The organism is Rhizobium sp. LjRoot98, assembly GCF_964252935.1.
GTDB lineage: Bacteria > Pseudomonadota > Alphaproteobacteria > Rhizobiales > Rhizobiaceae > Pararhizobium.
Map to the genome: position 1 here is coordinate 44,070 of NZ_CAXUPW020000005.1, position 26,533 is coordinate 70,602.

25 protein-coding genes are annotated in these 26,533 nt (G+C 60.4%); 10 read left to right on the forward strand and 15 right to left on the reverse strand.

Features of this window, described 5'->3' with window-relative positions:
* Window positions 1-62 precede the first annotated feature (62 nt).
* Window positions 63-1,517, forward strand: coding sequence for a glutamate synthase subunit beta (locus ACSQ3J_RS17025; RefSeq protein ID WP_060506549.1), 1,455 nt, complete (start codon window positions 63-65; stop codon window positions 1,515-1,517).
* Between the two features lie 211 nt (window positions 1,518-1,728).
* Here ACSQ3J_RS17025 and ACSQ3J_RS17030 read toward each other — a convergent pair whose 3' ends face one another.
* A complete protein-coding gene (locus ACSQ3J_RS17030; RefSeq protein ID WP_156393909.1) occupies window positions 1,729-1,866 on the reverse strand; it encodes a hypothetical protein in 138 nt (45 codons plus the stop codon).
* Here ACSQ3J_RS17030 and ACSQ3J_RS17035 point away from each other — a divergent pair.
* Window positions 1,865-3,364, forward strand: coding sequence for a DegQ family serine endoprotease (locus ACSQ3J_RS17035; RefSeq protein ID WP_060506548.1), 1,500 nt, complete (start codon window positions 1,865-1,867; stop codon window positions 3,362-3,364). The genes ACSQ3J_RS17030 and ACSQ3J_RS17035 overlap by 2 nt on opposite strands.
* A gap of 102 nt (window positions 3,365-3,466) precedes the next feature.
* On the opposite strand, the gene ACSQ3J_RS17040 is transcribed toward ACSQ3J_RS17035, so the two are convergent.
* On the reverse strand, window positions 3,467-4,693 hold the full coding sequence (locus ACSQ3J_RS17040; protein WP_060506547.1) for an SGNH/GDSL hydrolase family protein: 1,227 nt from the start codon (window positions 4,691-4,693) through the stop codon (window positions 3,467-3,469).
* Between the two features lie 140 nt (window positions 4,694-4,833).
* Entirely contained in the window at window positions 4,834-6,054 is a 1,221-nt protein-coding gene (locus tag ACSQ3J_RS17045; RefSeq protein ID WP_436039632.1) for a lytic murein transglycosylase, read from the reverse strand.
* Window positions 6,055-6,357: 303 nt separating this feature from the next.
* Here ACSQ3J_RS17045 and galU point away from each other — a divergent pair, with 303 nt between their 5' ends.
* Window positions 6,358-7,245, forward strand: a complete 888-nt coding sequence (gene galU / locus ACSQ3J_RS17050; RefSeq protein ID WP_060506545.1) for a UTP--glucose-1-phosphate uridylyltransferase GalU — start codon at window positions 6,358-6,360, stop codon at window positions 7,243-7,245.
* A 71-nt stretch (window positions 7,246-7,316) separates the two neighbouring features.
* Here galU and ACSQ3J_RS17055 read toward each other — a convergent pair whose 3' ends face one another.
* The 3 genes from ACSQ3J_RS17055 to ACSQ3J_RS17065 all read right to left on the reverse strand — a co-directional run bounded on the left by ACSQ3J_RS17055 (window position 7,317) and on the right by ACSQ3J_RS17065 (window position 10,353).
* A complete protein-coding gene (locus ACSQ3J_RS17055) occupies window positions 7,317-8,786 on the reverse strand; it encodes an outer membrane beta-barrel protein (protein WP_060506544.1) in 1,470 nt (489 codons plus the stop codon).
* A 94-nt stretch (window positions 8,787-8,880) separates the two neighbouring features.
* Window positions 8,881-9,339, reverse strand: coding sequence for an NfeD family protein (locus ACSQ3J_RS17060; protein ID WP_060506543.1), 459 nt, complete (start codon window positions 9,337-9,339; stop codon window positions 8,881-8,883).
* Between the two features lie 3 nt (window positions 9,340-9,342).
* Window positions 9,343-10,353 (reverse strand): SPFH domain-containing protein, encoded by a 1,011-nt coding sequence (locus ACSQ3J_RS17065; protein ID WP_060506542.1) that lies wholly within the window; start codon window positions 10,351-10,353, stop codon window positions 9,343-9,345.
* A 156-nt stretch (window positions 10,354-10,509) separates the two neighbouring features.
* Between ACSQ3J_RS17065 and queC the strand changes: the two genes are divergently transcribed.
* Genes queC through queE form a run of 3 tightly spaced genes read left to right on the forward strand, consistent with a single transcriptional unit; the run spans window position 10,510 to window position 12,313 of the window.
* The gene (gene queC / locus ACSQ3J_RS17070; protein WP_060506541.1) at window positions 10,510-11,220 is read left to right on the forward strand and encodes a 7-cyano-7-deazaguanine synthase QueC; all 711 of its coding nucleotides are present in this window, start codon (window positions 10,510-10,512) and stop codon (window positions 11,218-11,220) included.
* The gene (gene queD / locus ACSQ3J_RS17075; protein ID WP_060506540.1) at window positions 11,220-11,576 is read left to right on the forward strand and encodes a 6-carboxytetrahydropterin synthase QueD; all 357 of its coding nucleotides are present in this window, start codon (window positions 11,220-11,222) and stop codon (window positions 11,574-11,576) included. The genes queC and queD overlap by 1 nt, the downstream gene beginning before the upstream one ends.
* A complete protein-coding gene (gene queE, locus ACSQ3J_RS17080) occupies window positions 11,564-12,313 on the forward strand; it encodes a 7-carboxy-7-deazaguanine synthase QueE (protein ID WP_436039886.1) in 750 nt (249 codons plus the stop codon). The genes queD and queE overlap by 13 nt, the downstream gene beginning before the upstream one ends.
* Here the strand turns inward: queE and hemH are convergent.
* The gene (hemH, locus tag ACSQ3J_RS17085) at window positions 12,310-13,344 is read right to left on the reverse strand and encodes a ferrochelatase (protein ID WP_060506539.1); all 1,035 of its coding nucleotides are present in this window, start codon (window positions 13,342-13,344) and stop codon (window positions 12,310-12,312) included. The genes queE and hemH overlap by 4 nt on opposite strands.
* Window positions 13,345-13,475: 131 nt before the next feature.
* On the reverse strand, window positions 13,476-15,356 hold the full coding sequence (locus ACSQ3J_RS17090) for a 5'-nucleotidase C-terminal domain-containing protein (RefSeq protein ID WP_060506609.1): 1,881 nt from the start codon (window positions 15,354-15,356) through the stop codon (window positions 13,476-13,478).
* 757 nt (window positions 15,357-16,113) lie between these two features.
* On the opposite strand from ACSQ3J_RS17090, the gene ACSQ3J_RS17095 reads away from it, so the two are divergent.
* Window positions 16,114-16,938 carry a helix-turn-helix domain-containing protein gene (locus tag ACSQ3J_RS17095; protein WP_436039634.1) on the forward strand — a complete coding sequence of 275 codons (825 nt, stop codon included), beginning with the start codon at window positions 16,114-16,116 and terminating at the stop codon, window positions 16,936-16,938.
* Window positions 16,939-16,954: 16 nt separating this feature from the next.
* Here the strand turns inward: ACSQ3J_RS17095 and omp10 are convergent, their stop codons facing one another.
* The 6 genes from omp10 to hmgA all read right to left on the reverse strand — a co-directional run bounded on the left by omp10 (window position 16,955) and on the right by hmgA (window position 23,099).
* Window positions 16,955-17,323, reverse strand: a complete 369-nt coding sequence (omp10, locus tag ACSQ3J_RS17100) for an outer membrane lipoprotein Omp10 (RefSeq protein ID WP_060506536.1) — start codon at window positions 17,321-17,323, stop codon at window positions 16,955-16,957.
* Window positions 17,324-17,497: 174 nt separating this feature from the next.
* A complete protein-coding gene (locus ACSQ3J_RS17105) occupies window positions 17,498-18,949 on the reverse strand; it encodes a homospermidine synthase (protein ID WP_060506535.1) in 1,452 nt (483 codons plus the stop codon).
* Window positions 18,950-19,125: 176 nt separating this feature from the next.
* Entirely contained in the window at window positions 19,126-19,773 is a 648-nt protein-coding gene (locus ACSQ3J_RS17110) for an alpha/beta hydrolase family protein (RefSeq protein WP_060506534.1), read from the reverse strand.
* Window positions 19,774-19,866: 93 nt separating this feature from the next.
* On the reverse strand, window positions 19,867-20,508 hold the full coding sequence (maiA, locus tag ACSQ3J_RS17115) for a maleylacetoacetate isomerase (protein WP_060506533.1): 642 nt from the start codon (window positions 20,506-20,508) through the stop codon (window positions 19,867-19,869).
* A 10-nt stretch (window positions 20,509-20,518) separates the two neighbouring features.
* Window positions 20,519-21,535, reverse strand: coding sequence for a fumarylacetoacetate hydrolase family protein (locus tag ACSQ3J_RS17120; protein WP_060506532.1), 1,017 nt, complete (start codon window positions 21,533-21,535; stop codon window positions 20,519-20,521).
* 208 nt (window positions 21,536-21,743) lie between these two features.
* Entirely contained in the window at window positions 21,744-23,099 is a 1,356-nt protein-coding gene (gene hmgA / locus ACSQ3J_RS17125; protein WP_060506531.1) for a homogentisate 1,2-dioxygenase, read from the reverse strand.
* 66 nt (window positions 23,100-23,165) lie between these two features.
* Between hmgA and ACSQ3J_RS17130 the strand changes: the two genes are divergently transcribed.
* Window positions 23,166-23,621 carry a MarR family winged helix-turn-helix transcriptional regulator gene (locus ACSQ3J_RS17130; protein WP_060506530.1) on the forward strand — a complete coding sequence of 152 codons (456 nt, stop codon included), beginning with the start codon at window positions 23,166-23,168 and terminating at the stop codon, window positions 23,619-23,621.
* Here ACSQ3J_RS17130 and ACSQ3J_RS17135 read toward each other — a convergent pair.
* Window positions 23,618-24,097: an Lrp/AsnC family transcriptional regulator gene (locus ACSQ3J_RS17135; RefSeq protein ID WP_060506529.1), complete on the reverse strand. Its 480-nt coding sequence runs from the start codon at window positions 24,095-24,097 to the stop codon at window positions 23,618-23,620. The genes ACSQ3J_RS17130 and ACSQ3J_RS17135 overlap by 4 nt on opposite strands.
* Window positions 24,098-24,226: 129 nt before the next feature.
* Between ACSQ3J_RS17135 and hppD the strand changes: the two genes are divergently transcribed.
* The gene (gene hppD, locus ACSQ3J_RS17140) at window positions 24,227-25,342 is read left to right on the forward strand and encodes a 4-hydroxyphenylpyruvate dioxygenase (RefSeq protein WP_060506528.1); all 1,116 of its coding nucleotides are present in this window, start codon (window positions 24,227-24,229) and stop codon (window positions 25,340-25,342) included.
* Window positions 25,343-25,618: 276 nt separating this feature from the next.
* A complete protein-coding gene (locus ACSQ3J_RS17145; RefSeq protein ID WP_060511885.1) occupies window positions 25,619-26,527 on the forward strand; it encodes a sensor domain-containing diguanylate cyclase in 909 nt (302 codons plus the stop codon).
* The last annotated feature ends 6 nt before the right edge of the window (window positions 26,528-26,533 follow it).

Consider the following 26,533-nt stretch of genomic DNA (forward strand, 5'->3'; position numbering starts at 1 on the left):
GGGGTGCATCTGGCGCGCTCACAGCGAGCGTCTACTCGGATTAGAGATATCAGGAATTCACGATGGGCAAGGTTACAGGCTTCATGGAAATCGACCGGCAGCTGGCGAAGTATCAGCCGGCATCGGATCGCATCCGGCATTTCCGCGAATTCACAATCCCGATGTCGGAACCCGAAGTGCAGAAACAGGCGGCGCGCTGCATGGACTGTGGCATCCCCTATTGCCACGGCCCGACTGGCTGCCCGGTGCACAACCAGATCCCTGACTGGAACGATCTGGTCTATACCGGCAACTGGGACGAGGCGATCCGCAACCTGCACTCGACCAACAATTTCCCGGAATTCACCGGCCGTATCTGCCCGGCGCCCTGCGAGGAAGCCTGCACGCTGAACCTTGAAGATGCGCCGGTAGCGATCAAGACCGTCGAGCAGGCGATTGCCGACAAGGCCTATGAAATGGGCTACATCGTGCCGCAACCGGCTTTTACAAAGACCGGCAAGAAGGTGGCGATCATCGGTTCAGGCCCTGCCGGCATGGCAGCGGCTCAGCAGCTGGCCCGCGCTGGTCATGAGGTTCACGTGTTCGAGCGCGAGAGCAAGCCCGGCGGTCTGCTGCGTTACGGCATCCCGGACTTCAAGATGGAGAAGAACTTCATCGACCGCCGCGTTGACCAGATGCGCGGCGAAGGCGTGACGTTCCATTGCGGCGTCAACGTTGGTGTCGACCGCACCGTCGATAGCCTGATCGCCGAACACGATGCCGTGCTCTATTGCGGCGGTGCGGAAACGCCGCGCGATGCCGGTATTCCAGGCGTCGAATTCACTGGCGTGCATGACGCGATGCCCTATCTCGTCCAGCAGAACCGCCGTGTCGGCCGCGAAAACATCGACAGCGCCGGCTGGCCGTCGGACCCGATCTTGGCCGGCGCGAAGCACATCGTCGTTGTCGGCGGTGGCGATACGGCCTCCGACTGCGTTGGCACCGCCTTCCGCCAGGGCGCCGTCAAGGTCACCCAGCTCGACATCCGGCCGCAGCCGCCGGAAAAGGAAGACAAGCTGGCCGTCTGGCCGTTCTGGGCGACCAAGATGCGCACCTCGTCATCGCAGGCCGAAGGTGCCGTGCGCGAGTTCCAGGTGGCGACACTTGAATTCGTCGGCGAAGACGGCGTGCTGACCGGCGTCAAGTGCTGTCAGGTCGATGAGCGCCGCAAGCCGATTGCCGGTACGGAGTTTGTCATCAAGGCCGATCTCGCCTTCATCGCCATCGGCTTCAGCGGCCCGGGCAAGGACAGCGTGCTGAAGGATCTGGGCGACAAGCTGGTTATCGGCAAGGACAAGCGCGGCGGCTCCTTCGTGACTGCCAATGACAAGGACTACCGGACCTCGGTCGACAAGGTCTGGGCAGCCGGTGATGTGCGCCGTGGCCAATCACTGGTCGTCTGGGCGATCCGCGAGGGCCGCCAGGCGGCTCGGGCGATCGATGAAGCCCTGATGGGCTCGACGACCCTGCCGCGCTGATCCAGCGCGGTCGCGGGTGAAACCGGTTTGGAACGCCGCGTGCCGTCTGGTGCGCGGCGTTTGCCGTTCTGCGACTGCTGGAAATTGGGCTCAATGATGGCGGCGCGAATCGATGCAACATTAACTTGCTGCAATGAAACGGTAATAAACCTTTAATTTGTAAATATTCGTAGTGCCTATAATATTCATCTCAAGCGTAATTCTTGGGAGTTCAGTATTTTCCGCCAATACTGACGGTTTTCTGAAGTTTCTTCTTGAAAAGAACGCTGCCGATCACCCGACGCCGCGTTCCCATGACCGGGAACCATGACGCCGCACCCCAACGAGTTCGTAAGGGACCCTTTGTCATGTCTAACATTCTCCTGACTCACCGTGCCGCAGCGCTGGTCGGAGCCGCCTTCTTGGTCGGCGCGGCGGCGTTGCCCTTCACCATCCATTCAACAACTGCAATGGCAGCGTCCGCACCTGCCATCGCGCCGCTCGCCACCAACGGATCTTTCGCGGATGTCGTTTCTCTCGACAAGCCGGCGGTCGTGACCATTACCACGACGATGAAGGCGACCGACGTGAGCGATAGCGGCAGCAATTCGCCGATGGACGAGCAGTTCCGCCAGTTCTTCGAGCAGCAGGGTATTCCGATGCCGAAACAGGCGCCGCAACACCAGGACGGTGAACGCGCCATGGCTCTCGGATCCGGTTTTATCGTCAGCAGCGACGGCATCATCGTCACCAACAATCATGTCATCGACAACGCTATCGACATCAAGGTAACGCTTGATGACGGAACGGAACTGCCGGCCAAGCTTCTGGGCGCGGATCCGAAGTCCGACCTCGCCGTGCTGAAGATCACCGCCGGTAAGCCGCTTGCCACACTCGCCTGGGGCGATTCCGATACCCTGAAGCTGGGCGACCAGATATTGGCAATCGGCAATCCGTTTGGCATTGGCACGACAGTGACGGCCGGTATCGTTTCGGCCCGTGGCCGCGATTTGCACAGCGGCCCCTATGACGACTTCATCCAGATCGACGCACCGATCAACCACGGTAATTCCGGTGGCCCGCTTGTCGATCACTCAGGCAATGTCGTTGGCATCAACACCGCGATCTACTCGCCGAATGGCGGTAGTGTTGGTGTCGGTTTCGCCATCCCCTCCGATCAGGCGCAGAAGATCGTCGCCAAGCTCGAAAAGAGCGGATCGATCGATCACGGTTATCTCGGCGTGCAGATCCAGCCGGTAACGGCAGACGTTGCCGACGCCGTTGGCCTGACCAAGGCGGAAGGCGCTCTGGTGGCTGCCGTCAATGCGGGTACCCCCGCAGCACAGGCGGGCCTGAAGACGGGCGATATCGTCATGACGGTCGGCAATGAGGCCGTGAAGTCGCCGCACGATCTGTCGCGGCTGGTTGCCGATCTGTCGCCGGGTGCAAAGGAAGCCATGACCGTCTGGCGTGATGGCAAGATCGTCGACCTCAGCGTTACTGTCGGTGGCAATGATGGCGACCAGAAGCAGGCGTCCGCCGCCAAGGATGACAGCAAGGTGCAGACCGGGCCGAGCATCGGCGTGGCGCTTGCCGACCTGACGCCGGATGTCCGCCAGCAACTGAACCTGCCTGACAATGTCACGGGTGCCGTCGTTGCCAAGGTCAACCCGGACAAGCCGGCTGCCGCGGCCGGTATCCAGGCAGGCGATGTCATCGTTTCAGTCAACGACAAGGCTGTCGTGAGTGCCGGTGACGTCAAGACAGCGATCGCCAATGCGGTGAAGACCGGCCGCAAGTCGGTGCTGTTGCTCATCGAGCGCGGTGATCAGAAGACCTTTATCGCAGTGCCGTTCGCGGCCGCCTGACCTCGGTTGGCAGCCTTATTCGCAAGATGCGGGCTGCTGAAGACCCCATCCTCCTGGCGGAAGGAGGATGGGGTTTCTCTGTTTGCCGAAGGATCCCTGGTATCAGTTGCGAATGACGGGATTGCTGATCACCGTTTCCGGTTTTGACAGCCGGAAATCATCCACCCGGCCCACGGGGGCTTCGGCGACTTCGCCTTTTTCGACGAGACGGTCGCGCGGGCTTTTGCCGTTGCTGGTCAGGGTGGCGCCGCCGCCGAGCAGCGTGGCGCTGCCGTCAAGTTCAGGATCGTCAAGACCGATCGGCTGGGTCTGGATGATGTCTTCGTTGGCGGTGGGGGCAGCCACGACCAGATCCTTCATGCCGTCGGCGCCGGGAATGTCCTGGGCCGAGGCAGCTGCATCGCCCAACAGCTTGCGGATGTCCTTCTCCACGTAGAAGGCAAGCTTGCGCTTGCCGGCCTTGGTGAGGTTGATGCCGTCTGATCCGCGCAGGCGGACCTGCTGGCCGTTGATGTCGGAGCCCGTCATAACGAACTTGCCGTCCTCATCGACGAACCCGTCCCAGATATCGACAAACGTGCCACCCACCTTCTCGGTTTCCGTGCGGAAGATACCGTTCAGCGTCACCATGTCGGCCGTCATCGATGTCGACTGGAAGGGCGGCATGCCAACCCAGAGCAGCGGCGTCTTGTCCTTGCGGGCAAGGGCCGCGAAGGCGCCGGTCCTGCGGGTGTACTCGGCAAGCCAACTGTCAGTCCGGAACTTTTCCTTCTCGCTGCCGATCGCCATCTGCTGGCGCTCATTGGCACCGAGGCTGATGATAATCAGCGCCGGCTTCGTCTCAGTGATGTAGGCGGGCAGGTTTTCCGGCCAGTTGAAATAATCCTCACGCACGAGGCCCGATGAGCCGTTGGCGCGGGTTTCGATAACGATGCCGGGGGTTGTCTCGAAGGCAGTCTTCAATCCGTCACCGAGGCTGCCGGCCATGAAGTCGCCGACGACGAGGACTTTCTTGGCGGTCTCCAGCTTTTCGACGACGACAGGAGCGGGTTCGACCGGGGCCGGTTTCGCTTTCTGCTGCGTCTTTCTGGCCTTCGGGCGTTGCTGCTGTTGTGGCTGTCTCTGCCGCGGCTCGTAGATCGGAGCGTCGTCATAAACCGGTGGCGGCTGGCGGCGGCCGAACCCGAACAGCATGTCGAGAATGGTACGGCGCTCCTGCGCCTGCGCCGGGCGTGGTGGTTCCATGACGAATGCAGTCAAGCCGATCGCAACGACGATCAGACCGTTGAACAACCGGTGAAAGCCGTTGCTGCTGTTTCTGCCGCTCATGCACCTGTTCCGTACTGATCTGCACTGACGTTGAAAGTGTCTCTAGACAAATGCGCAACGCCTCTCCTTCGAAAGGCGTTGCGCGAAGCATGCATCCGCATTGTGCCGCAATTGAGAGCGTCTGATGCTCCCGGCCGCACCTATTTCCGCAGGGCCTTCAGCAGGTGCTGCGTCGGCTCACCGTCGGGGGAGAGGCCATTGCGGTTCTGGAAGGCCTGGATTGCGGCTTTCGAGCCGGAGCCGAAGTTGCCATCGACTTCACCGTCGTAATAGCCGAGCTCCTTCAGTCGGGTCTGCAGCTCGAACTTCTGCTTGATGTCGAGCGAACCATCCGGGCGGCTCCAGGCCTGCTGCATGCCGCCATAGCCGGCAATCTCGTCGGCCAGAAGACCGACGCCCAGGGCATAGGAGTCGGACGCGTTGTAGCGCTTGATGACGAAGAAATTCTTGGTCATCAGGAAGCCGGGGCTACCATCGCCGCCGGGCGTTTTCAGCTCAGCCCGGGTGTCGCCGTTGCGGAAGCCCTTGCCGTTGGGGCGCGTGAACCCGAGGGCTGCCCACTGGGCAACCGTTTTCGTCTGGCCGGCATACTGGCTGCCGTTTCTCGGCGGCGCGACTTCATAGCCCCAGGTCTGCCCCGATTGCCAGCCATTCTTCTTCAACAGGTTGGCCGCCGTCGCCAAGGCGTCCGGCACCGAGTTCCAGATGTCCTTGTGGCCATTGCCGTCGGCATCGATCGCGTAGAGCAGGTAGCTGGTCGGAATGAACTGCGTGTGGCCCATGGCGCCCGCCCAGGAACCGTTCAGTTCACGCGGGGTCACATCGCCATTCTGCAGGATCTTCAGAGCGGCGATCAGCTGCGTCTTGGCATATTTGGACCGTTTCGGGTCAGCATAGGCCAAAGTGGCGAGTGCGCGTGGGACGTAATGCAGGCGATCGTCCTTTTCCAGGACGGCACCATAATTGGATTCCATCGACCAGATGGCCAAGAGCACGTTCCTGTCGACACCGAAATGCTTCTCAAGTGCGGCGAGCGTACGGCCATGCTTGACCGACATCTCCTGACCAACCTTGCGGGTGTAGGGATTGACGCGGCTGTCGATATATTCCCAGATCTTGCTCTTGAACTCGGGCTGATAGGCAGCCTTTTGCAGCACATCGGGATCGGGTGTCTTCACGCCGGCAAAGGCCTGGCGGTAGGTTGCCTTGGTGATGCCGCTCTTGGCTGCCGTGGCATAGAAGCTGTTGATCCAGGTCTCGAAGCCCGCGTCAGCCGAGGCTGTCGACGGGGAAAACAGGGCTGCGGCGGTCATGAACGCGGCGGCAGCACAGCGAAGAAGAGTGTTTCGGGTCTTTGTCATCAGCTGTCGTTTCCGTTGGTCGGCGCTCTGCTGCGATCAGGAGGTTGACCGGCGGTGCGCAAATTTACAGTTTTAGAGCCAGCTTCATGTATGGGTTGCATACATGTGGTTCCATTCTCGGGCTGTCCGGCCCAGGAGGCAACCGCCAGGACCGGAATCTTACGAAAATGAAGTCAACAAATTCTTTACCATGAATGGGTGGTAAGGTCTTCCTTTGCAAAAAAATAGCAATTTGACGTTTATTCCCTATTGATACAAACCCTAACCGATTTAAATCACAGTGCCGTGATCCTGGAGATGTCAATGACTGACAAGCGTAAAGTTCGTAAAGCCGTTTTCCCCGTCGCTGGTCTTGGAACCCGGTTCCTGCCCGCGACCAAAGCCGTTCCCAAGGAAATGCTGACTGTCGTCGACAAGCCGGTGATCCAGTATGTGGTGGACGAGGCGCTGAACGCCGGCATCGAACATCTGATCTTCGTCACCGGCCGCAGCAAGCATGTGATCGAGGATTATTTCGACATCCAGGTCGAATTGGAACAGACCTTGCGTGAACGCAACAAGACGGCCGAACTGACGCTGCTTGAAGGCATTCTGCCGGTTGCCGGCAGCACCAGCTTTACCCGCCAGCAATCGCCGCTCGGTCTTGGCCATGCCGTCTGGTGTGCGCGCGAACTGGTTGGTGACGAGCCCTTTGCGCTGCTTTTGCCCGACATGATCATGCAGGCCGAAAAGGGCTGCCTCAAGGGCATGGTCGAGCTTTACGAGCAGAGCGGCGGCAACGTCATCGCCGTCGAGGAATGTGCCCCCGACCAGACCCATAAATACGGGATCGTCGGCGCGGGCGAAAAGGTCGGCGACGGGTTCAAGATCACCAAGATGGTCGAAAAGCCACCGCAGGGCACGGCCCCGTCGAACTTCTTCATCAACGGCCGCTATATCCTGCAGCCGGAAATCTTCTCGATCCTCGCCACCCAGGAGCGCGGCGCCGGCAACGAGATCCAGCTGACCGATGGCATGCTGAAGCTTGCCCAGACGCAGGATTTTGCCGGGTATCATTTCCGCGGCAACACCTATGACTGCGGCATGAAAGAGGGCTTCATCCTGGCCAACGTCGCGTTTGCCCTGGCGCGCGGCGACATCCGGCCGGGCGTGGAAGGCCCGCTGAAGGCTTTGCTTCAGGGCCTGAAATAAGCCCAGCCGATAGAAAAAGAGCCCCGCTGACGAAACCGTCAGTGGGGGCTCTTGTTTGACCACTTTCCGGATCAGCGGCGCAGCGTCAGCCCGACGCCGACGCGAGCGATGTTGGTCGAAGGGCCGCTGTCGCGATCCGTGTGCTCATAGCTGACATCGCCGGTCAGGGCGAGGTAGCGGTTGAGATCCCAGGTAAGGCCGGCACCCGTCAGCCAGACTTTTTCGTCATCTGAATTGCCGCTGGGGAAATTGCGGAAGGTCAGGCTGTTGGATAGCCGCGCCACGAGGGCGGTGCGCAGTTCGTGGGTTGCCCGGCTGCTCAGCGTATAGACCATGGCACCGCTTTCCCCCGGGGTCGTCGATGGATCGAGACCGGTGGAGACGCCATAGGCGATATTGGTACCGCGCTGCGGTGACCAGTTGATCGTGCCGTCGACGGTGAAGCCCCTCAACTCATCGAGCCGGTTGTCGTCGAACCTGTAAGTCTGATAACCGAGCGCGATCTCGCCGTTGAGCTTCTCGCCAAGATCGGCCTCGATACCAGCGCGGGCACCGTAGCTGTCATAGGATCTCTCGTATCCGAGCATGTCTTTGCGAAGGTCGTAAATCGACTTGCCGGCCGATGCCTCGATGAAGGGAATAAGCGCGGGCGAAAGCTCGTAACCGACCCGTACGGTGACAGCGCCCGCATTGCGGTTTCGATCCTTGCGCGACAGGCTGCTGCCGTTCTCAAGTTCCACGTCGCCATAGGTGTATCGATCGAAATCGACCTTGGCGGAACCCCGCAGGATACCGAAATCGCGTTCTATTCCGGCGCCGAGTGTATACTGGTTGACGTCGGACTGGCTCGTCGCCCTACTGATGGCGTTTGGATCGGACGAATCCTCGCGCTCGAAATGGTAACCGGCCTTCAGCGTCGCTGTGGTCTGCTCGGACAGGTCGAGCCGCAGGGCCGCTTCGATGTCGGCCGTCGGCTCGGTCTCGCCGGTGCCGGAAACATTGCGCTGCCATGTGCCTTCGCCAGTGACCGTCAACTGGTGACGGGACCAGTCCGAGGTGAGCGTGCCTTTCAGGCCGGTCTCCAGATAGCTGCGGTTTTCCTTCGAGTCGCCGGTCTTGTTGCTCTCGAAATTGTAGGTCTGGCCAAGCGTCGGCTTCAGGGTGAAGCTACCCAGGCGGATCCCCTGCGCATCGTTGCGATCGATATCGAGCTGCGACCGGAGGCCATCGACGGTATTTTCCCGCAGGTTGGTGCGGGCCATGTCCTCATCGATCATCGGGTCGTTGAGCAGCGGTTCGCCGGCATCGGTGCTGATCGAGCCGGTGGTGATTGCTGCATCCTGCACCGGCGTGGCGCCAGGAAGCGTTACGGCATTCGGCGTGGTTGTGTTGCTTGCAGCCGTGCCGTCCGTTGCGGGAAGAAGGGCCTGAGCGGAGAGAGTTTGCGGCAAAAACATCGCGCAGCCAGCCATCAACCAGGCCGCAGCAGCTGCCGGGCGCGGGAGGTTCGTCCTCTTCGTGCGTGGGTAGAATGGCGTCATCTGCCGAATGCCCGGAAATCCGTTTACCAGTGTTGAGCAACCGTAAACGGATGTAGTTAACCATTCCTTTCCGAAATGGCATTCGGCTTTAATTTCAGGCGCTTTCGACGATCAGGTGGCTGCCGCTGCTGCCAGTCACCTTGACGCGGCTACCCGCCGGCAGGTCCGGTCCGTTGATGGGCCAGGTGGTTGCGTCGAGCCGGATCCGGCCGCGCCCTTCGAGAATCGGCTGTTCCAGCACGGCGGTGCGGCCGATGAGACGCGCGCCGCGCTGGTTGAGCAGCGGTTCGTCCGATGTATTGCCCGAACGGGCAAGGAGCCGGCGGCCGATGACGGCGGCCGCGACCGAGAGAATGGCAAAAAACACCAGTTGCGCCTGCCAGACCCAGAAACCGGCCTCCCAGAACAGAAGCGAGAGGGCGCCGGTGATAATGGCGGCTATGCCGATCCAGACAAGAAAGACGCCGGGCGCGACGACTTCAGCTGCCAGGAGTACGAGGCCCAGCACCCACCAGCACCAGGGGCCAAGTTCGAGGATGATGCGTTCGATCATCGATCATCCTTCCTGCCTGGCCGTATCAAACGGATTGCGGACGGGAACCGTGCGCGGCGTTACCTGGCGTGCCGGTGCGGGTGTATCACCGCCGCCATTGCCGAAGACTTCGCGGGCAATCGCACCGATGCCGCCGAGCGAACCGATCAGCGAGGAAGCTTCCATTGGCATCAGCACGATCTTGGAATTGGGGGCGGTGCCGATCGAGGCCATCGCTTCGGTATATTTCTGGGCGACGAAGTAGTTGATTGCCTGTACATCGCCGGCGGCAATGGCTTCGGAAACCATCTTGGTGGCTTTGGCTTCGGCCTCGGCCAGACGTTCGCGGGCTTCAGCGTCGCGGAAAGCGGCTTCCCGCTGACCTTCGGCCTGCAGGATGGCCGACTGCTTGGCACCTTCGGCGCGCAGGATCTGGGCATTGCGCGAACCTTCGGCTTCCAGCACTTGAGCGCGCTTTTCGCGTTCGGCCTTCATCTGGCGGGCCATGGCATCGACCAGATCCTTCGGCGGCTGGATGTCCTTGATCTCGACACGGGTCACCTTGATGCCCCAGGGGCCGACGGCTTCATCGACCACATGCAGCAGCTTGTCGTTGATGATCTCGCGGTTGGACAGGAGTTCATCGAGGTCCATCGAGCCCATGACGGAACGGATGTTGGTCATCGTCAGGTTGAGGATGGCGCTTTGCAGGTCGGAGACCTGATAGGCGGCCTCGGCGGCATTCAGCACCTGGTAGAAGGCGACGGCATCGGCAGCGCAGCTGGCATTGTCGCGGGTGATGACTTCCTGTGTCGGGACGTCGAGCACCTGTTCCATGACGTTCATCCGTGCGCCGATCTTGTCGATGAACGGGATGATGATGTTGAGGCCGGGCTCCAGCGTGCGGGTATAGCGCCCGAACCGTTCAACGGTGTAGCGAAATCCCTGCGGTACTGTCTTGATGCCTGCGAAAAGTACGAGAACAACAAGTACGACGAAGGCAATGACGACGATGTCCAGTCCGGCCAGGGGCATGGGGGTGATTCTCCCTTGATGGTTTGCTTCACCGCACTCTACGCAACCGGGGCTGAGAAGTCAGCGGATTTCCCCATTCACAAACCGGGTTCTTTGGCTTAAAGAGCCCCTTCGCTTACCGGTCGCAGCCTACCCGGTCAAAACAAGGACTAAGATATGAAAACCATCGTGATCTGCTCCGGCGGATTGGATTCCGTTTCGCTTGCCCACAAGGTGGCAGCCGAACATACGCTCACAGCGCTTCTCTCGTTCGACTACGGCCAGCGCCACAAAAAGGAGCTGGATTTCGCCGCAGCCTGCGCCGTCCGGCTTGGCGTGCCGCATCACATCATCGATATCGGTCAGATCGGAGCGCATCTGACCGGCTCGGCGCTGACTGACGATATCGCCGTTCCCGATGGGCATTATGCCGAGGAAACGATGAAGGCGACAGTCGTGCCGAACCGCAACGCCATCATGCTGGCAATTGCCTTTGGCGTTGCCGCTGCGCAGAAGGCGGATGCTGTGGCGACCGCCGTGCATGGCGGCGATCACTTCATCTATCCCGATTGCCGCCCAGGTTTCATCGACGCGTTCCAGGCCATGCAGAACCACGCGACGGAAGGCTATGCCAGCGTCACGCTTTACGCACCTTATGTGAACGGATCGAAGGCCGATATCGTTAAGGACGGTGCACGGCATTATACGCCGTTCGCCGAGACCTGGTCCTGCTACAAGGGTGGCCTGCGTCACTGTGGACGTTGCGGCACCTGTGTCGAACGGCGCGAGGCCTTTCATCTCGCAGGCATCGCCGATCCGACGGACTACGAGGATGCCGATTTCTGGGTTTCTGCCACCGGCGGTTTTTCAGCCACGGAGGTGAAATGATGTTTCGCATCAGCAAGGAGTTTCATTTCTCCGCCTCACATCAGCTCACCAGCCTTCCGGCCGACCATCAATGCGCGCGGCTGCACGGGCATAATTATGTCGTCGTGGTGGAGCTGGCGGCCGAGGAATTGAACGAACACGGTTTCGTGCGCGACTATCACGAGTTGTCGCCGCTCAAGCGCTATATCGACGAAAGCTTCGACCACCGCCATCTCAACGATGTCCTCGGGCATGACCGGGTGACGGCGGAGTGCCTGGCGCGGCATTTCTACGACTGGTGCAAGACGCGCCTGCCGGAAACGGTTTCGGTGAAAGTCAGCGAGACGCCCAAGACCTGGGCGGAATACCGGCCGTGACGACCGAGGCGAGAGCCGGCCTCATTCGCGTGTCGGAAATGTTCGGCCCGACGATCCAGGGCGAGGGCGTGTTGATCGGGCTACCGACCGTGTTCGTGCGTACTGGCGGCTGTGATTATCGCTGTTCCTGGTGCGATAGCCTGCATGCGGTTGACAGCCGGTATCGTGACGACTGGGCGCCGATGACGCCGCAGGCGGTATGGAAAGAAGTGAAGCGGCTTTCAGGCGGGGTTCCGGTCACGGTGTCCTTGTCCGGCGGCAACCCCGCGATCCAGCCGCTCGGTGCACTGATCCAGCTCGGGCGTGAGGACGGGTACCGTTTTGCGCTGGAAACGCAGGGCTCCGTGGCGAAGGACTGGTTTGCCGATCTCGACGTGCTGGTTCTCAGCCCCAAGCCGCCGTCCAGTGGCATGGAAACGGACTGGGTTCTGTTCGATCGCTGTCTTGAGGCCGCTGACGGGAGGCCGGAAATCGTGATGAAGATCGTTGTCTTCGACGAAGCGGACTATGCCTACGCCCGCGATGCAGCGGTGCGCTATCCGCAACTGCCCGTCTATCTGCAGCCGGGCAACCACACGCCGCCGGGTGGCGACGAGGTGGATGCGGGGATCGACATGGACGGTATCGCCGAACGCATGCGCTGGCTGGTGGACCGGGTGACGCAGGATCGCTGGTTCGGCGCGCGCGTTTTGCCGCAGTTACATGTGCTTTTGTGGGGCAACAGGCGCGGGGTTTAGACCCAGCCCTGCAATTCCCGTCGTACCACGTGTTCCAGCACGGTCATGCCGTCCTTGCTGTCGTTCAGGCAGGGGATATGCGTGAACTTCTCGCCGCCGGCGTGGTGGAATGTCTCGGCGGCTTCTACCGCGATTTCTTCCAGGGTTTCCAGACAATCCGAAACGAAGCCGGGGTTGATCACGGCGATGCGCTTGACGCCTTCCTTGCCGAGCTTTTCCACCGTCTTGTCCGTATAGGGCTGCAGCCACTCTTCCGGTCCGAACCGGGACTGGAACGTCACCTGCAGCTTTTCCTTCCCCCAGCCGAGCTTTTCACGCAGCAGCCTCGCGGTTTTCTGACACTGACAGTAGTAGGGATCGCCCTTGTCGAAATAGGATTGCGGGATGCCGTGGAAGGAGGTGAGCACCACTTCCGGCTCCCAGTCGAGCGTGGCGAGGTGGTTGGTGATCGAATTGGCGAGCGCCTCGATATAGACCGGGTCGTCATGATAGGGCGCGACGGTGCGCAGGGCTGGCTGCCAGCGCATTTTCAACAGCGCCTTGAAGGCCTCGTCGTTGACGGTCGCAGTCGTTGCCGCCGCATATTGCGGATAGAGCGGGAAGAGAAGGATCTTTTCGCAGCCGTCCTTCTGCAGTTCGTCGATCTTCGACTGGATCGACGGCTGGCCGTAGCGCATGGCCCAATCGACGCGCACGCCCGGAAGATCGGCAAAGGATTTCGCCATGATCTCCGCCTGGTTGCGGGTATAGGTGCGCAGGTAACTTTCGTTCAGATCCTTGTTCCAGATCGTCTCATAGGCCTTGCCAACCTTGGCGGGACGCGTGTTCAGCACGATGCCGAACAGGATCGGGTACCAGAAGAACGGCGACCATTCGATCACCCGCCGGTCCATCAGGAATTGCTTGAGGTAACGCCGCATCGACACCTTGTCGGTGCCATCCGGCGTGCCGAGATTGACCAGCAGCACACCCACCTTGCCAAACTTGACGGGCGGGTGGTTGGTGGTGGTCATTTCAGTGGCAGCGGTCATGGCTTATCCTGCAAGGTACGGTGTTTGGCGCTTCTTATACGGCAAGCGGCGCCTGCGGTTCATGCCGTTCTTAAAAAGAAAAACCGGCCCGGGGAACCCCGGACCGGCCGATTGACGAGAGACATATTGTCTTACTTGGCCGGAATTGTCAGTTCCTTGCCGATTTCCAGGTGGCGTGGGGCCGGATTGCCGTTGGCCTTGGCAATCGTCCGCCATAGTTCGCCATTGCCATAAACGGCCTTGGCCAGATCCCAGAGCGTGTCGCCCTTGGCAATCACATGCTTGCTTTCGGCGGTTGCGGCTGGCTTGGCCTCCGGTGTTGCCGTTTCGGTCGCAGCCGGCTTGGCATCGGTGGTCACGGCCGTATCGGTGTTAGTCTGCGTCGATGGTTCTGCCGGGGTCGCAGCGGCAATCTCGGTGATGCGGCCGTCGGTCATTGGCTTGTAGGGATTGTTGGCGGTCAGATAGTCGGCAAGCACCGTCTCAAGCCCCGGACCGTAGTCATAGGCGTTTTCGGCCTTGGTCTTGAAGATGCTGTATCCATCGCCACCATTGCGCATGAAGTTGTTGGTGACGACATTGTAGGTCTTGCCCGCATCGAGCGGCACATAGGCTTCGCCCTCCTTGACCTCGACAACCGAAATCCGGTTGCCGATCGGGCGGCTTCTATCGAAAGAGAACTTCATACCGGCCACCTGCGGGAAACGGCCGCCGGCTTCCTCGATCTGGCTGAGGCCGTTTTCAAGTGCCGCGGCAATATCGGCGCCCTTGATCTGGAAGGTGGCGACCGTGTTCTGGAACGGCAGGACGGTAATCGCCTCGCTCATGGAAACGTCGCCCGCGTCGATGGAGGCGCGCAAGCCGCCGCCATTGGTGATGGCGATGGTAACGCCCTGGCCCTTGACGCGGTCGAGCATGGCGTCAGCGACGAGGTCGCCCATCTCGCATTCCTTGGCACGGCAGGATTCGCGGGTGCCGTCGATCGCCGCTTCCGTCTTGCCAATGATCTTGGCTTTCAGGTCGTCGATCGGCTTTCCCATTTCCTTGACGCGGGCGACCACGGCTTCGTCCGGCTTGAACTTGGAGTCGATCAGGATCGGGTCGCCCTTGGCGGATTTGACGACGCCGGTATCGTCGAAATTGACGACGAGATCGCCGAGATACTTGCTGTAGGAACCGGCCTGTACGACCGGAACCTTGTAGCCGCCGGGGTTGTCGACCATTGTCGGGTAGGGGCCTTCGGCCTTCTCGTCGGTGTTGGACAACAGGCTGTGGGAATGACCGCCGACAACGATATCGACATCGGGGATCTTGGCGATAACGGCGAGATCGCGCGGGTAGCCAACGTGCGTGAGCGCGATGATCTTGTCGACGCCCTGCTTCTTCAGATCCTGCACTGCGGTGGTAATGGTATCGACATCGACGCCGATCAGCACGTCGTCGCCTGGCGAAGAGATTTCGGGGGTATCATTGGCGACCGCGCCGACGATGCCTATCTTCTGGCCGCCGACGTCGAGCACCAGCGAAGGCTTGATACGGTCGATGAGTTTGGACTTGTAACCCGCCAGAACATTGGACGAGATGACCGGGAAGGTGACCTTGTCGAGGAACGGGACCAGGCCGCCTTCGCCTTCATCGAACTCGTGGTTGCCGATGGTCATGGCGTCGAACTTCATCAGATTGAGGAATTCGGCTTCAGCGGCGCCCTTGTAAGTGGTGAAAAACAGCGAGCCCTGGAAATTGTCGCCAGCGTTGAGCAGCAGAACGTTCTTGCCAGTCAATTCCTGTCGCTTCCCGTCAATCGCTGTTTTCAAACGCGCGACGCCGCCAAAGCACTCGTTCTTGCCCTCTTCTTCGGCCGAGCAGGTGGAATCGAACTTGTTGATCGATTCGATGCGCGAGTGAAGATCGTTGATATGCAGGATGTTCAATTCATAATCGGCGAAGGCGGCACCGGACGAAAGTGCAAAAATCGAGGCTGTCATCAGCCCGGTTCGCAAATGTCTGATCATGGATGTCTCCCGTTTTTCATGTTTGTTGTCAGCATAATCGAGCACAGCTTTGACACTTGGGCCGGAACGGATGGTTTCATTTGGGCGCGCCGACATCAAGCAGTAATTGCATCTATCTCCCGGCGGTCTCCCGGCAAGGTTAAAATCGGCGGCGGCACAAAAGAAAGCGCCGCTGGCGGGCAGCGGCGCCTGATCGGTTTTCGGGGAGACTGGCGGCGGTTCACAAGCCCGGGACGGCCAGCGGGTTTCTCGAGGCATCCAGTTCGAGCTTGGCAAGACGGCAACGACCGCTGCCTGACCGATGAGGAAAGCCCAGCCAAGGGCATTGGGGGCAATGAACCCGCTGACCGGCAGAAGAATGCTGGCGGCGGTCCAGAGGGCGTTGCCCAGAATGACGATGCCGACCGCCCAGCGCGATGATAAGGCAAAGGCCGAAGTTAGAGCCATGAAGGCCGCAATGGGAAGAAGGATCAGACCTGCACCCTGCAGAAGAGTTTGCGGAATCTGGGTGATGGCGCTTGCCGGAGCGGCAGCAACCAACAGTGCGGCGCCCATCGCTGCGCAGGTCAGGGCATCGATCGCCAGCAGTGTTTTCAAAGAGAGTGCGTTGAGTTTGGGCATGATCCGTCCTCGTTTTCTCGCCAACAGGCCTGCACCCATTGCAGCGCCCTGACCGCAATGTTGGCGCGGTCCGGTAGTCCAGTCGATTACGTCTGAGGTAATTGCGGATCTTACCGGATGCGGCCATATTTGTGGCATGATCGAGAAACCGTCCTGTGCCGGAGACCTGTTGCGTGACTGGCGTCAAAGACGGCGGCTGAGCCAGCTGGCGCTTGCCGCCGACGCCGATATTTCGCAACGCCACCTGAGCTTCCTGGAATCGGGCCGTGCCCTGCCAAGCCGCGATATGGTGTTGCGGCTGACGGAAACGCTGGCCGTCCCCTTGCGGGAGCAGAACGCCATTCTGGTGGCGGCAGGTTTTGCGCCGCTTTATCGCGACCGGCCACTGGATGCGCCAGAGCTTGCAGCCGCGCGGGGTGTGATCACGCGCATTCTTGATGGCCACGATCCGCATCCAGCACTCGCCGTCGATCGGCACTGGACGCTTCTGGCTTCAAACAGGGCGGTCGGGGTGCTGCTTTCCGGCGTTGCCGAACATCTGCTCTCGGGGCCGGTCAACGTGCTGCGCGTCAGCATGCATCCGGACGGGATTGCCGGGCGGATCCTGAATTTCAGGGAATGGCGCACGCACATTCTCAAGCGGCTGTCGCACGATATCGATATATCGGCCGATCCGCAGCTTGCGGCGCTTCTTGAGGAATTGAAGTCTTACCCGGTGCCGCCGCAGGCTGGCGCTGCACGCAAGCCGCAGCGCTCGGGGCATGCCGAGATCGCGGTGCCGCTCATTCTGGCGGGCGAGAGAGGCCCGCTGTCTTTTCTCAGCACGACGACGGTGTTTGGCACTGCCGTCGATGTGACCCTGTCCGAAGTCACGATCGAGGCGTTCTTCCCCGCCGACGCGGCAACAGCCAAGGCTATGGCGATGCTGGTTGGTCACGGGGGCAGCGAACCTTCCAGCTAACGGCAGGAGCCGCCCATCAACCCTTGCGGGACAACGAGAACTGTGCGCCGGAATCCGTGGTGCAGTTGAGCTGCGCCATCGAGACCATGGCGCAATTGACCTTGGACTGGGTGTTGCGGACCATCGAGGTCATGTTGATTTCAACCAGCTTTGGCGACAGGTTGATGTAGTTTCCGGATGCCAGAACCTGGTTGGTATCCGTGGTGCGGGTGGTGAACGTTCCCGCCGAGAATGTCGAGACGATGCCGTTCGGATCGACCCACGCGCCTTCGACACCGGCCGGTGCGACCTGACGGTTTTGCGGCAGTTCCCGCACTTGTCCCCCGCCCTGGCAGGAGGCCAGAGCTGCGGCGGACAGAACTGTCAGGATGGCGATCGGCTTCATATGTGTCTCCCGGAGGCTGCGCGGAAAGCTGTCTTTCGATTGAAAAAACCATGCCGTGATCAGGAGTTGAATGCAAGAGTAGGGCGTGAGCAGGGCAGGTATTATTCGATCTACAACGAAAAACGCCCGGAGATCGTTCCCCGGGCGTTCAATATTCAAGCGTAATCAGTCAGTTCAGCGAACGAGAATATTCTTGAACTGCCACGGATCCTTGGTGTCGAGGTCTTCCGGGAAGAGGCCCGGGCGGCCGTCGAGCGGGGTCCAATCGGTGTAGTGGCCTTCAACCGGGCCAAGATACGGGGTCTGCACTTCGAGGCAACGCTTGTAGTCGACCTCGTCGGCTTCGACGATGCCGGCGGTCGGGTTTTCAAGCGCCCAGACCATGCCGGACAGAACAGCCGAGGTCACTTGCAGGCCGGTCGCGTTCTGGTAGGGAGCGATGCGGCGGGTTTCTTCGAGCGACAGGCGCGAACCATACCAGTAGGCATTCTTGTCGTGGCCATAGAGCAGGACGCCCAGTTCGTCGACGCCATCCTCGAGTTCGTCTTCGTTGAGCACGTGGTGGACCGGCTGCGCATTGCCGCCATTGCCGAACATTTCGTGCAACGAAAGCACGGCGTCATTGGCCGGATGGTAAGCGTAATGGCAGGTCGGACGGAACGTGACGTCGCCATCCTTGTCCTTGACCGTGAAGTAGTCGGCGATCGAGATGGATTCGTTGTGGGTGACCAGGAAGCCATACTGCGGGCCAGGTGTCGGGCACCAGGTGCGAACGCGGGTGTTGGCGCCCGGCTGTTCGAGATAGATGGCGGCCTTGTTGCCCTTCTTGTGCTTCTTGGCATTCTTCGGCATCCAGTTTTCATGGGTGCCCCAGCCGAGTTCGGCTGGCTGCAGGCCTTCGGAAATGAAGCCTTCGACCGACCAGGTGTTCCAGAAGACGTTGAGCGGCTTCGGATGCTTTGTGCGCTGGGTGTCGCGCTCAGCGATATGAATGCCCTTGACGCCGGTCTTCTTCATCAGCTTGGCCCAGCCTTCGCGGTCATGCTGGTCGGGCTCTTCGAACTTGATGTCGAGATCGTTGGCGAGGTTCACCAGCGCCTGCTTGACAAACCAGGAGACCATGCCCGGATTTGCACCGCAGGTGGATACCGCGGTTGTGCCGCCCGGGTTCTTGGCCTTTTCCTTGCGCAGCGTTTCACGCAGCGCATAGTTGGTGCGCTCGGAGTTCTTCATGTTCTTGTCGAAGTAGAAGCCGAGCCAAGGTTCGATAACCGTGTCGATGTAGAGCACGTCGAGCTTGCGGCAGAACTTCATCAGATCAACAGAGCCGGTATCGACCGACAGGTTGACGCAGAAACCCTGGCCGCCGCCTTCGGTGAGAAGCGGCTTCAAGAGGTCCTTGTAGTTGTCCTTGGTGACATATTCCTTGATGTGGCGGACGCCATGCTTGGCAAGGATTTCCATGTCGGCTGCGTCTTCGCGCGGGTCGATGACAACCATCCGGCTCTTGTCGAATTTGAAGTGGCGCTCGATCAGGGGCAGGGTGCCGCGGCCGATGGAGCCAAAGCCGATCATGACGATCGGGCCCGTGATTTCGCCGTGAATCGGGTAGGTTGTTTCTGCCATTTCGCTTAATCTCCTGCGGACGGGTTCGTCTGGATATGGAGGGCATACCGTGACTGCCCTCTGGTTGAAAGGCCCTAGAGCATAGATTTCTGTCACAATAAAGGGCGGCACGGCAACTCAGCCGGTTTGTAGCACGGCGCCGATGACAGGTTTGTGGATGGTAGGCGAGGCCGTTTTCAAGCTGTCCCGATTATTCCGGCGGACCAGTCCCTGACTGTTTCAGCCATGCTCTTCAGGTGATCGGCCGTTGAGAAGCCGGAGAGCGCCTTGCGCGGCTTCAGATCGTGGTCACCGTCTTCAAGCCACAGAATACGGATGCTGCCGGACAGCGCGTAGCCTGCAACCTCCTCGCGCGTTCCGAATTCATCACGGGTTCCCTGGCAGATGAGCGCCGGCGTTTTCAGCTCAGCGAGATGCTGCGTGCGCAAGTTTTCGGGTTTGCCCGGCGGATGGAACGGATAGCCGAGGCAGAGCAAGCCGGTGATGGCACCCTGCAGCAAAAGATCGTCGGCCGCCATGCTGGCAACGCGGCCACCCATCGATTTTCCACCGATGATCAAGGGTCCGCTGGCACCGAGCCGCGCGATGGCCGCCATGTATTCGGGGATCAGCTTCTCAGCTTTCGGGGGCGGCTTTCGGGTTCCGGCGCTGCGACGGGCAGCCATGTAGCCGAACTCAAACCGGGCGACGCGAAACCCTGCAGCGGCAAGCGCTGCCGTAGCGGCATTCATCGATGTGGAATCCATCGGGGCACCGGCGCCATGGGCAAGCAGGATGGTGACGGCCGCATCGGCCGGTCCGTCGATGAGAAAATCCTGATCCATGGTAAAGCCTCTTCCCAGGCGGCCGTCATCGACCGGTATGACCCTTGTGCCAAAAACGGCTTCCGTGGAAAAGTGGATTGATAATTGCCGCGGTTATTTTGGGGCAACCTGATCCGGATGGGCTGCGGCAAAGGCCGGTAGCGCCGCACATCTGTCGGCGATCTCCACCGTGCGCGGGCAGGCCGACAGATCGGCATTCCAACGCCGGGCATTGTAGACCTGCGGCACAAGGCAGAGATCGGCCATGCTCGGGGTGTCGCCGTGGCAAAAGCTGCCGGTTGCTGGGTTGTCGAGCAGGCGTTCGAATGCGGTTAGGCCTTCGCCGATGAACTTGCGCATCCATGCGGAGCGCGCCGCATCGGGATCGCTGGATTGCTGCATGACATAGGCGGCGACCCCGAGATTGCAGACCGGATGGATGTCCATCGCGATTGCATAGGATAGCGCGCGGACGCGGTGGCGTCCGAGTGGATCGGCGGGCAAAAGCGTGGTGTCCGGCCGGGTTTCCGTCAGATATTCGACGATGGCAAGCGACTGGGTCAAAATGTGACCGCCGATCTGCAGGGCCGGAACCAGCCCTTGCGGATTGCGGGCAAGGTGTTCCGGTTGTTTGTGTTCTCCGCGTAAAAGATCGACAGGCACTGATTTGTAAGGGATGGCCAGCACGTTGAGCGCGATCCGCACCCGATAACTGGCAGAGGAGCGCCAGTAGTCGAACAAAATGGTATCGTTCATCGGGGCAGCCTCAGCGGGGTTCATATTTCGTGACGGTCTGCTCGATCGCGCCGAAGATCGAATGGCCGGCCTTGTCCTTCATCTCGATGCGGACTGTATCGCCGAAATGCATGAACGGGGTGGCTGGGGTGCCCTTCTCGATGGTTTCGATGGTGCGGATTTCGGCGATGCAGGAATAGCCGGCGCCGCCTTGCGAGACCGGTTTTCCGGGGCCGCCGTCGAGCTTGTTGGAGACAGTGCCGGAGCCGATAATGGTGCCGGCGCGGAGTGGCCGGGTTTTCGCGGCATGGGCAACGAGCTGGCCGAAATCAAAGGTCATATCGATGCCGGCATCGGCGCGGCCAAAGGGCTTGCCGTTGAGATCGACAAGCAGCGGCAGATGCAGCTTGCCGCCATCCCAGGCATCACCGAGTTCTTCCGGCGTCACCGCAACAGGGGAGAAGGCCGAAGACGGCTTGGACTGGAAGAACCCAAAGCCCTTGGCAAGTTCGGCCGGGATCAGGCCGCGCAGGGAGACGTCGTTGACCAGCATGATCAGGCGGATCTCGGCCCTTGCCTGCTCGACGGTGGCTGCCATCGGCACGTCATCGACGATGACGGCGATCTCGGCTTCCATGTCGATGCCATAGGCCTCGTCCGCCATGACAATCGGATCGCGGGGAGCGAGGAACGAGTCCGAACCACCCTGGTACATCAAGGGCTCAGTCCAGAACGCAGCCGGCATTTCGGCGTTGCGGGCCTTGCGGACCAATTCAACATGATTGACGTAGGCCGAGCCGTCCGCCCACTGATAGGCGCGCGGCAGGGGGGACGTGGCCTCATGTTCGTGGAAGCGGATGGAGGGCTGGGCGCCGGTCTCCAGACCTTCGGCCACCTCGCTCAACCGCGGGCCGACATAGGCCCAGTCGTCCAGTGCCGCCTGCAGCGTGCGGGCGATATGGCCGACCTCGGAACAGCGGGTCAAATCGCGAGAGACGACAACCAGGCGGCCGTCGCGGGTGGAGTCCTTGAGTGTGGCGAGCTTCATGGTTTTGGCTTTCGTTGTTTGTTCTACAGTACACGGCCGACGGATGTCTTTGCGGGGTTGCCCCTCACCCTAGCCCTCTCCCCGCAGGCGGGGAGAGGGGATTACAGAGTTTGCCGCTTGGTCCTTCTCTCCGTCTCGACGGGGAGAAGGTGCCCGACAGGGCGGATGAGGGGCGAGGATCATTGCAGGTCGGGCAACTGTTTCCACCTTACTTGATCCCCGGCGTGCCATCGAACTTGCGCTCCAGCCCGTCCCAGCATTCGAGATAATTGTCCTGCAATGTTTCGAGTTCGGCAGCGTAGCGTGTGAGTTGCTGCGGGTAGCGGGTCTCGAACATGAAGGCCATCGTATGATCGAGCTTGACCGGCTTGAGTTCGGTGTTGGAGGCTTTCTCGAAACCTGGCGCATCCGGCCCGTGTGGCAGCATCATATTGTGCAGGCTCATGCCGCCGGGCACGAAGCCTTCTTCCTTGGCGTCGTATTGGCCGTGGATCAGGCCCATGAATTCGCTCATGATATTGCGGTGGTACCACGGCGGGCGGAATGTGTGTTCGGCCACCAGCCAGCGCGGTGGGAAGATGACAAAATCGACATTGGCGGTGCCGGCTTCTTCGGTCGGCGCGGTCAGCACCGTGAAGATCGATGGGTCCGGGTGGTCGAACAGGATGGCGCCGACAGGCGAGAAGGTGCGTAGATCGTATTTGAACGGTGCGTAATTGCCGTGCCAGGCGACGACATCGAGCGGGGAATGGCCGATGTCGGTGACATAAAATTTGCCGCACCATTTTACATGTACGCGGCAGGGTGTTTCCTTGTCCTCGTAGGCTGCCACGGGCGTTTTGAAATCGCGCGGATTGGCAAGGCAGTTGGCGCCGATCGGGCCGCGATCCGGCAGGGTGAACTTGGCGCCATAATTCTCGCAGATATAACCGCGCCATGTGGAGCCTTCGCCGAGCCGCGAGACCTTGAACATCATGCCGCGCGGGATCAGGCAGATTTCCGAGGGCTCCACGTCCATGATGCCCATTTCGGTGAAGACGCGGATGGTGCCGAGTTGCGGAACGACCAGCAGTTCGCCATCGGCATTGAAGAAATAGTCGTCGGTCATGTCATCGTTGAAGACATAGGCATGGGCCGCCATGCCGACCTGGGTCATGACGTCGCCGGCGGCCGTCATGGTGCGGATGCCGGAGAGGAAGTTGAGCTTTTCAGCCGGTTCCGGGATCGGGTTCCAGCGGAGCTGGCCGAGTGGCAGCGAGTGATCGTCAAGGCACGGCGCCGATTTCCAGAAGGGGTAGCTGGCATTGGAAAAGCGGCGGGTATGGTGCACGCTCGGGCGGATGCGATAAAGCCAGGAGCGCTCATTGGTGCCGCGTGGCGCGGTGAAGGGTGAGCCTGACAGCTGCTCGGCATAAAGACCGTAATTGCATTTCTGCGGGCTGTTCTGCCCTTGCGGAAGGGCGCCGGGGAGGGACTCGGTCTCGAAGTCGTTGCCGAAGCCGGGCATATATTGCGGGCTGTTGGCGAGTGTATCAACAGTGGCCGTCCGGTTTTTTTCCAGCATGGCTTGTTCCTCCTTCATTCAATGGTTACAAATGTAACTGTCTATTTTGTAACCATCAAGGACGTCATGAGCGACGGGCAAGGCGATTTCGATCTCGATCAATTTCTGCCGTTCCGGCTCAATCGCGCGGCGGAATTCATCGCCCTGCGCTTTGCCGCCGCCTACAAGGCGGAATATGGGATGACGCGGCCGGAATGGCGCACACTTGCGGCGTTGGGCAGCTCAGGCCGGATGACGGCGACGGAGGTTGGTACTCATTCGACCATGCATAAGACCAAGGTGAGCCGTGCCGTGTTTGCGCTGGAGGAGCGCCGCTGGCTGAAGCGGACACGGGATGAAGATGACCGCCGTGCCGAGCATCTCGAGCTGACAACCGCCGGGGCAAAAGCGTACCAAGACCTGACGCGGTTGGCGCGCGACTATTCGCTGGAATTGTCCGAACTGGTAGGGCAGGAGGGTTTGCAGGCACTTTCGTCGGGGCTGACCGCCGTCGAAAAGGCGATGGCGAAACGGCCGCGCTAAGACCTGCCGCGCTGGCGCACCGGTAGCCCTTCAAAGTCCTTCAGCGTGGCGAGGACGATCGATGTCTTGACGTGCTGCACGCTGTCATGTGGCAGAAGCACGTCATTGACGAAATGGGCAAGCCCGGCCAGATCAGGTGTGACAACTTTCAGGTGATAGTCCATTTCGCCGGTCAGCGCGTAGCATTCCAGCACTTCCGGCAGGTCGGCAATCAGCGCAGCAAAACGCTTGGCATTGTCGCGATTGTGGGTAGCGAGCGTCACGGCGATGACGATCAACAGGTCAAGCCCCAGCCGGCCGCGATCGAGTACTGCGCGGTAGGTCTGGATGAAGCCTTCCGCCTCAAGTCTTGCCCGCCGCCTCGAACATTGCGACGGCGACAGGGCGATCCGTTCCGACAGTTCGTTGTTGGTCAGGCGGCCATCGCCCTGCAATTCGGAGAGGATTTTAAGGTCATATCCGTCCAGCTGTTCCATCTGTGCGTCAATTCACCAAGTTACGCATGATCCGTGCGTAGATTTTGCCAAATCGTGCAAGAATGCAAGCACAATGCGCGGAGTTTCCGTCATCATGGCCCCAAATTCTGACGTTCAAAGGAGAGAACGATGGGCCCCTTCCCGCATGATACCGCGCCGACCGGCATTACTGTTGAAAACCCGGCCGGAACCGATGGTTTTGAGTTCGTTGAATTCGCCCATCCTGAGCCTGAAAAGCTGCGCGAACTCTTCACCCGCATGGGTTATTCCTGCGTTGCCAAGCATCGCTCCAAGGATATCAGCGTCTGGCGTCAGGGCGACATCAACTACATTCTGAATGCCGAGCCCGGCAGCCACGCCATGCGCTTCGTCGAGGATCACGGCCCCTGTGCGCCGTCCATGGCCTGGCGCGTTTCGGATGCAAAACACGCGTTCGCTCATGCCGTCTCAAAAGGCGCGACGCCCTATGAAGGCACCGACAAGGCATTGGACGTACCGGCCATCGTCGGTATCGGTGGCTCACTGCTCTATTTCATCGATACCTATGGCCAAAAAGGCTCGCCCTATGAGGCCGAATTCGAATGGCTCGGCGAACGCAATCCAAAGCCAGCAGGCGTCGGCTTCTATTATCTCGATCACCTCACCCACAATGTCTATCGCGGCAACATGGACACGTGGTGGGATTTCTACCGCGAACTGTTCGGTTTCAAGCAGATTCACTTCTTCAACATCGATGGCCGCATCACCGGCCTGACGAGCCGGGCGATTACCTCGGCCTGCGGCAAGATCCGCATTCCGCTGAACGAGTCCAAGGACGATACCAGCCAGATCGAGGAATATCTGCGCAAGTACAAGGGCGAGGGCATCCAGCACATCGCCGTTGGAACCGACGGCATCTACGAGGCAACCGATAAGTTGGCCGCCAACGACCTGAAATTCATGCCGGGGCCGCCGGAAACCTATTACGACCTGTCGCATGCCCGCGTGAACGGCCATGACGAGCCGATCGAAAAAATGAAGAAGCATGGCATTCTGATCGACGGCGAGGGCGTGGTCGATGGTGGCATGACGCGTATCCTGCTGCAGATCTTCTCGAAAACCGTGATTGGGCCGATCTTCTTCGAGTTCATCCAGCGCAAGGGCGACGAAGGCTTTGGCGAGGGTAATTTCCGTGCCCTGTTCGAATCGATCGAGGCCGACCAGATCCGTCGCGGTGTGCTGAAGCCGGCGGCGGCCGCCGAGTAAACAGGCATTTCTCCATCAAAGGCCCTGCCGGTTGTCGACCGGCAGGGCCTTTTGCGTTTCGGGTCAGGAAGCCTCCGGGGTTCCTCGAAATGGCCGTCTTTCATCGAGGAACGGCGCTACCGGTTGCAGCGCAAGGATTGTTTCGCTTTGCTACATGTGGAAAGGTTTTGTTAAGCATGAGGATTGCCCATAGGGGGAAGTCTTACATTCCGCATTAATTTGACATGGTGAACGATATGGTTGGCGCCGTGTCTGCGGTGAAACGGAATCAGTGCGATGGATGACTTACAGGCGAGACTGGCGTCGTTGCGGGATGATACTGCGGTCTTCATCGGGCTCTACGATCAACAGGATCGCCTGCGTTATGCCAACCGGGCTTTTCGTTCAGCTTTTGCGCTGGATGAGACGGAAACCCCGCTCTGGCCGGACCTGATGCGGCGCAATCATGCGCTTGGTCTCGGCACTGTGATCAGCGTGCCGGATTTCGAGGCCTGGGTCGTTTCCGCGCAGTCGCGGCGCGGCAAGGTGCCATTCAGGGCGTTCGAGACCGATCTGGTCGACGGCCGCTGGCTCTGGATGACCGAGACGGTCAATCGCAGCGGCTGGATGTTGTGCATCGCCAATGACATCACGCATCTGCGTGCCGACGAACGGACCCTGCGGCAGGATCGTGACCTCGCGCTCAAGGCGTCGCAAACCGACGAGCTGACCGGTATCTCCAACCGCCGTTACATGATGACGCAGCTGGAGGCGATGATCTGCAGCCAACCGCAGCATGGTCCCGTCAGCGGTTGCATTTCCATTCTCGATATCGATTTCTTCAAGGGCATCAATGATCTCTATGGCCACCAGACCGGTGACGAGATCCTTCTGGACTTTGCCCGGCGGGTTCACCCGATCGTCCGGCGGCACGATTGCTTCGGGCGCATCGGCGGCGAGGAATTCATGCTGATCTTTCCGGAAACGACTCTGGCCGAAGGGGAGTGGATCGTCGCCCGGGTGCTGGAAACGGTGCGCACGGCCCGCCCGCTGCTGTCGGTTCCCTTGTTTTCCTACACCTGCTCAGCCGGCATTGCCGCCCTGCAGCGGGGCGAGACGGCAAAGGAAATCTATTCGCGTGCCGATGCGGCCCTTTACGATGCCAAGCATTCCGGCCGTGACCGGATGGCGGTCGGCGCCCGCTGAATAGCG

Excerpts from the sequence above, each read along its gene's own strand:
- queD (WP_060506540.1), top strand. The coding sequence starts at position 11,220 with ATGTTTCGCATCAGCAAGGAGTTTCATTTCTCCGCCTCACATCAGCTC.
- queC (WP_060506541.1), top strand. The coding sequence starts at position 10,510 with ATGAAAACCATCGTGATCTGCTCCGGCGGATTGGATTCCGTTTCGCTT.
- ACSQ3J_RS17095 (WP_436039634.1), top strand. The coding sequence starts at position 16,114 with ATGATCGAGAAACCGTCCTGTGCCGGAGACCTGTTGCGTGACTGGCGT.
- maiA (WP_060506533.1), bottom strand. The coding sequence starts at position 20,508 with ATGAACGATACCATTTTGTTCGACTACTGGCGCTCCTCTGCCAGTTAT.
- ACSQ3J_RS17090 (WP_060506609.1), bottom strand. The coding sequence starts at position 15,356 with ATGATCAGACATTTGCGAACCGGGCTGATGACAGCCTCGATTTTTGCA.
- galU (WP_060506545.1), top strand. The coding sequence starts at position 6,358 with ATGACTGACAAGCGTAAAGTTCGTAAAGCCGTTTTCCCCGTCGCTGGT.
- hmgA (WP_060506531.1), bottom strand. The coding sequence starts at position 23,099 with ATGCTGGAAAAAAACCGGACGGCCACTGTTGATACACTCGCCAACAGC.
- ACSQ3J_RS17105 (WP_060506535.1), bottom strand. The coding sequence starts at position 18,949 with ATGGCAGAAACAACCTACCCGATTCACGGCGAAATCACGGGCCCGATC.
- ACSQ3J_RS17045 (WP_436039632.1), bottom strand. The coding sequence starts at position 6,054 with ATGACAAAGACCCGAAACACTCTTCTTCGCTGTGCTGCCGCCGCGTTC.
- ACSQ3J_RS17110 (WP_060506534.1), bottom strand. The coding sequence starts at position 19,773 with ATGGATCAGGATTTTCTCATCGACGGACCGGCCGATGCGGCCGTCACC.
- hppD (WP_060506528.1), top strand. The coding sequence starts at position 24,227 with ATGGGCCCCTTCCCGCATGATACCGCGCCGACCGGCATTACTGTTGAA.
- ACSQ3J_RS17035 (WP_060506548.1), top strand. The coding sequence starts at position 1,865 with ATGTCTAACATTCTCCTGACTCACCGTGCCGCAGCGCTGGTCGGAGCC.
- ACSQ3J_RS17030 (WP_156393909.1), bottom strand. The coding sequence starts at position 1,866 with ATGACAAAGGGTCCCTTACGAACTCGTTGGGGTGCGGCGTCATGGTTC.
- ACSQ3J_RS17120 (WP_060506532.1), bottom strand. The coding sequence starts at position 21,535 with ATGAAGCTCGCCACACTCAAGGACTCCACCCGCGACGGCCGCCTGGTT.
- ACSQ3J_RS17025 (WP_060506549.1), top strand. The coding sequence starts at position 63 with ATGGGCAAGGTTACAGGCTTCATGGAAATCGACCGGCAGCTGGCGAAG.
- ACSQ3J_RS17135 (WP_060506529.1), bottom strand. The coding sequence starts at position 24,097 with ATGGAACAGCTGGACGGATATGACCTTAAAATCCTCTCCGAATTGCAG.
- ACSQ3J_RS17065 (WP_060506542.1), bottom strand. The coding sequence starts at position 10,353 with ATGCCCCTGGCCGGACTGGACATCGTCGTCATTGCCTTCGTCGTACTT.
- ACSQ3J_RS17145 (WP_060511885.1), top strand. The coding sequence starts at position 25,619 with ATGGATGACTTACAGGCGAGACTGGCGTCGTTGCGGGATGATACTGCG.
- ACSQ3J_RS17060 (WP_060506543.1), bottom strand. The coding sequence starts at position 9,339 with ATGATCGAACGCATCATCCTCGAACTTGGCCCCTGGTGCTGGTGGGTG.
- ACSQ3J_RS17130 (WP_060506530.1), top strand. The coding sequence starts at position 23,166 with ATGAGCGACGGGCAAGGCGATTTCGATCTCGATCAATTTCTGCCGTTC.
- ACSQ3J_RS17055 (WP_060506544.1), bottom strand. The coding sequence starts at position 8,786 with ATGACGCCATTCTACCCACGCACGAAGAGGACGAACCTCCCGCGCCCG.
- hemH (WP_060506539.1), bottom strand. The coding sequence starts at position 13,344 with ATGACCGCTGCCACTGAAATGACCACCACCAACCACCCGCCCGTCAAG.
- ACSQ3J_RS17040 (WP_060506547.1), bottom strand. The coding sequence starts at position 4,693 with ATGAGCGGCAGAAACAGCAGCAACGGCTTTCACCGGTTGTTCAACGGT.
- omp10 (WP_060506536.1), bottom strand. The coding sequence starts at position 17,323 with ATGAAGCCGATCGCCATCCTGACAGTTCTGTCCGCCGCAGCTCTGGCC.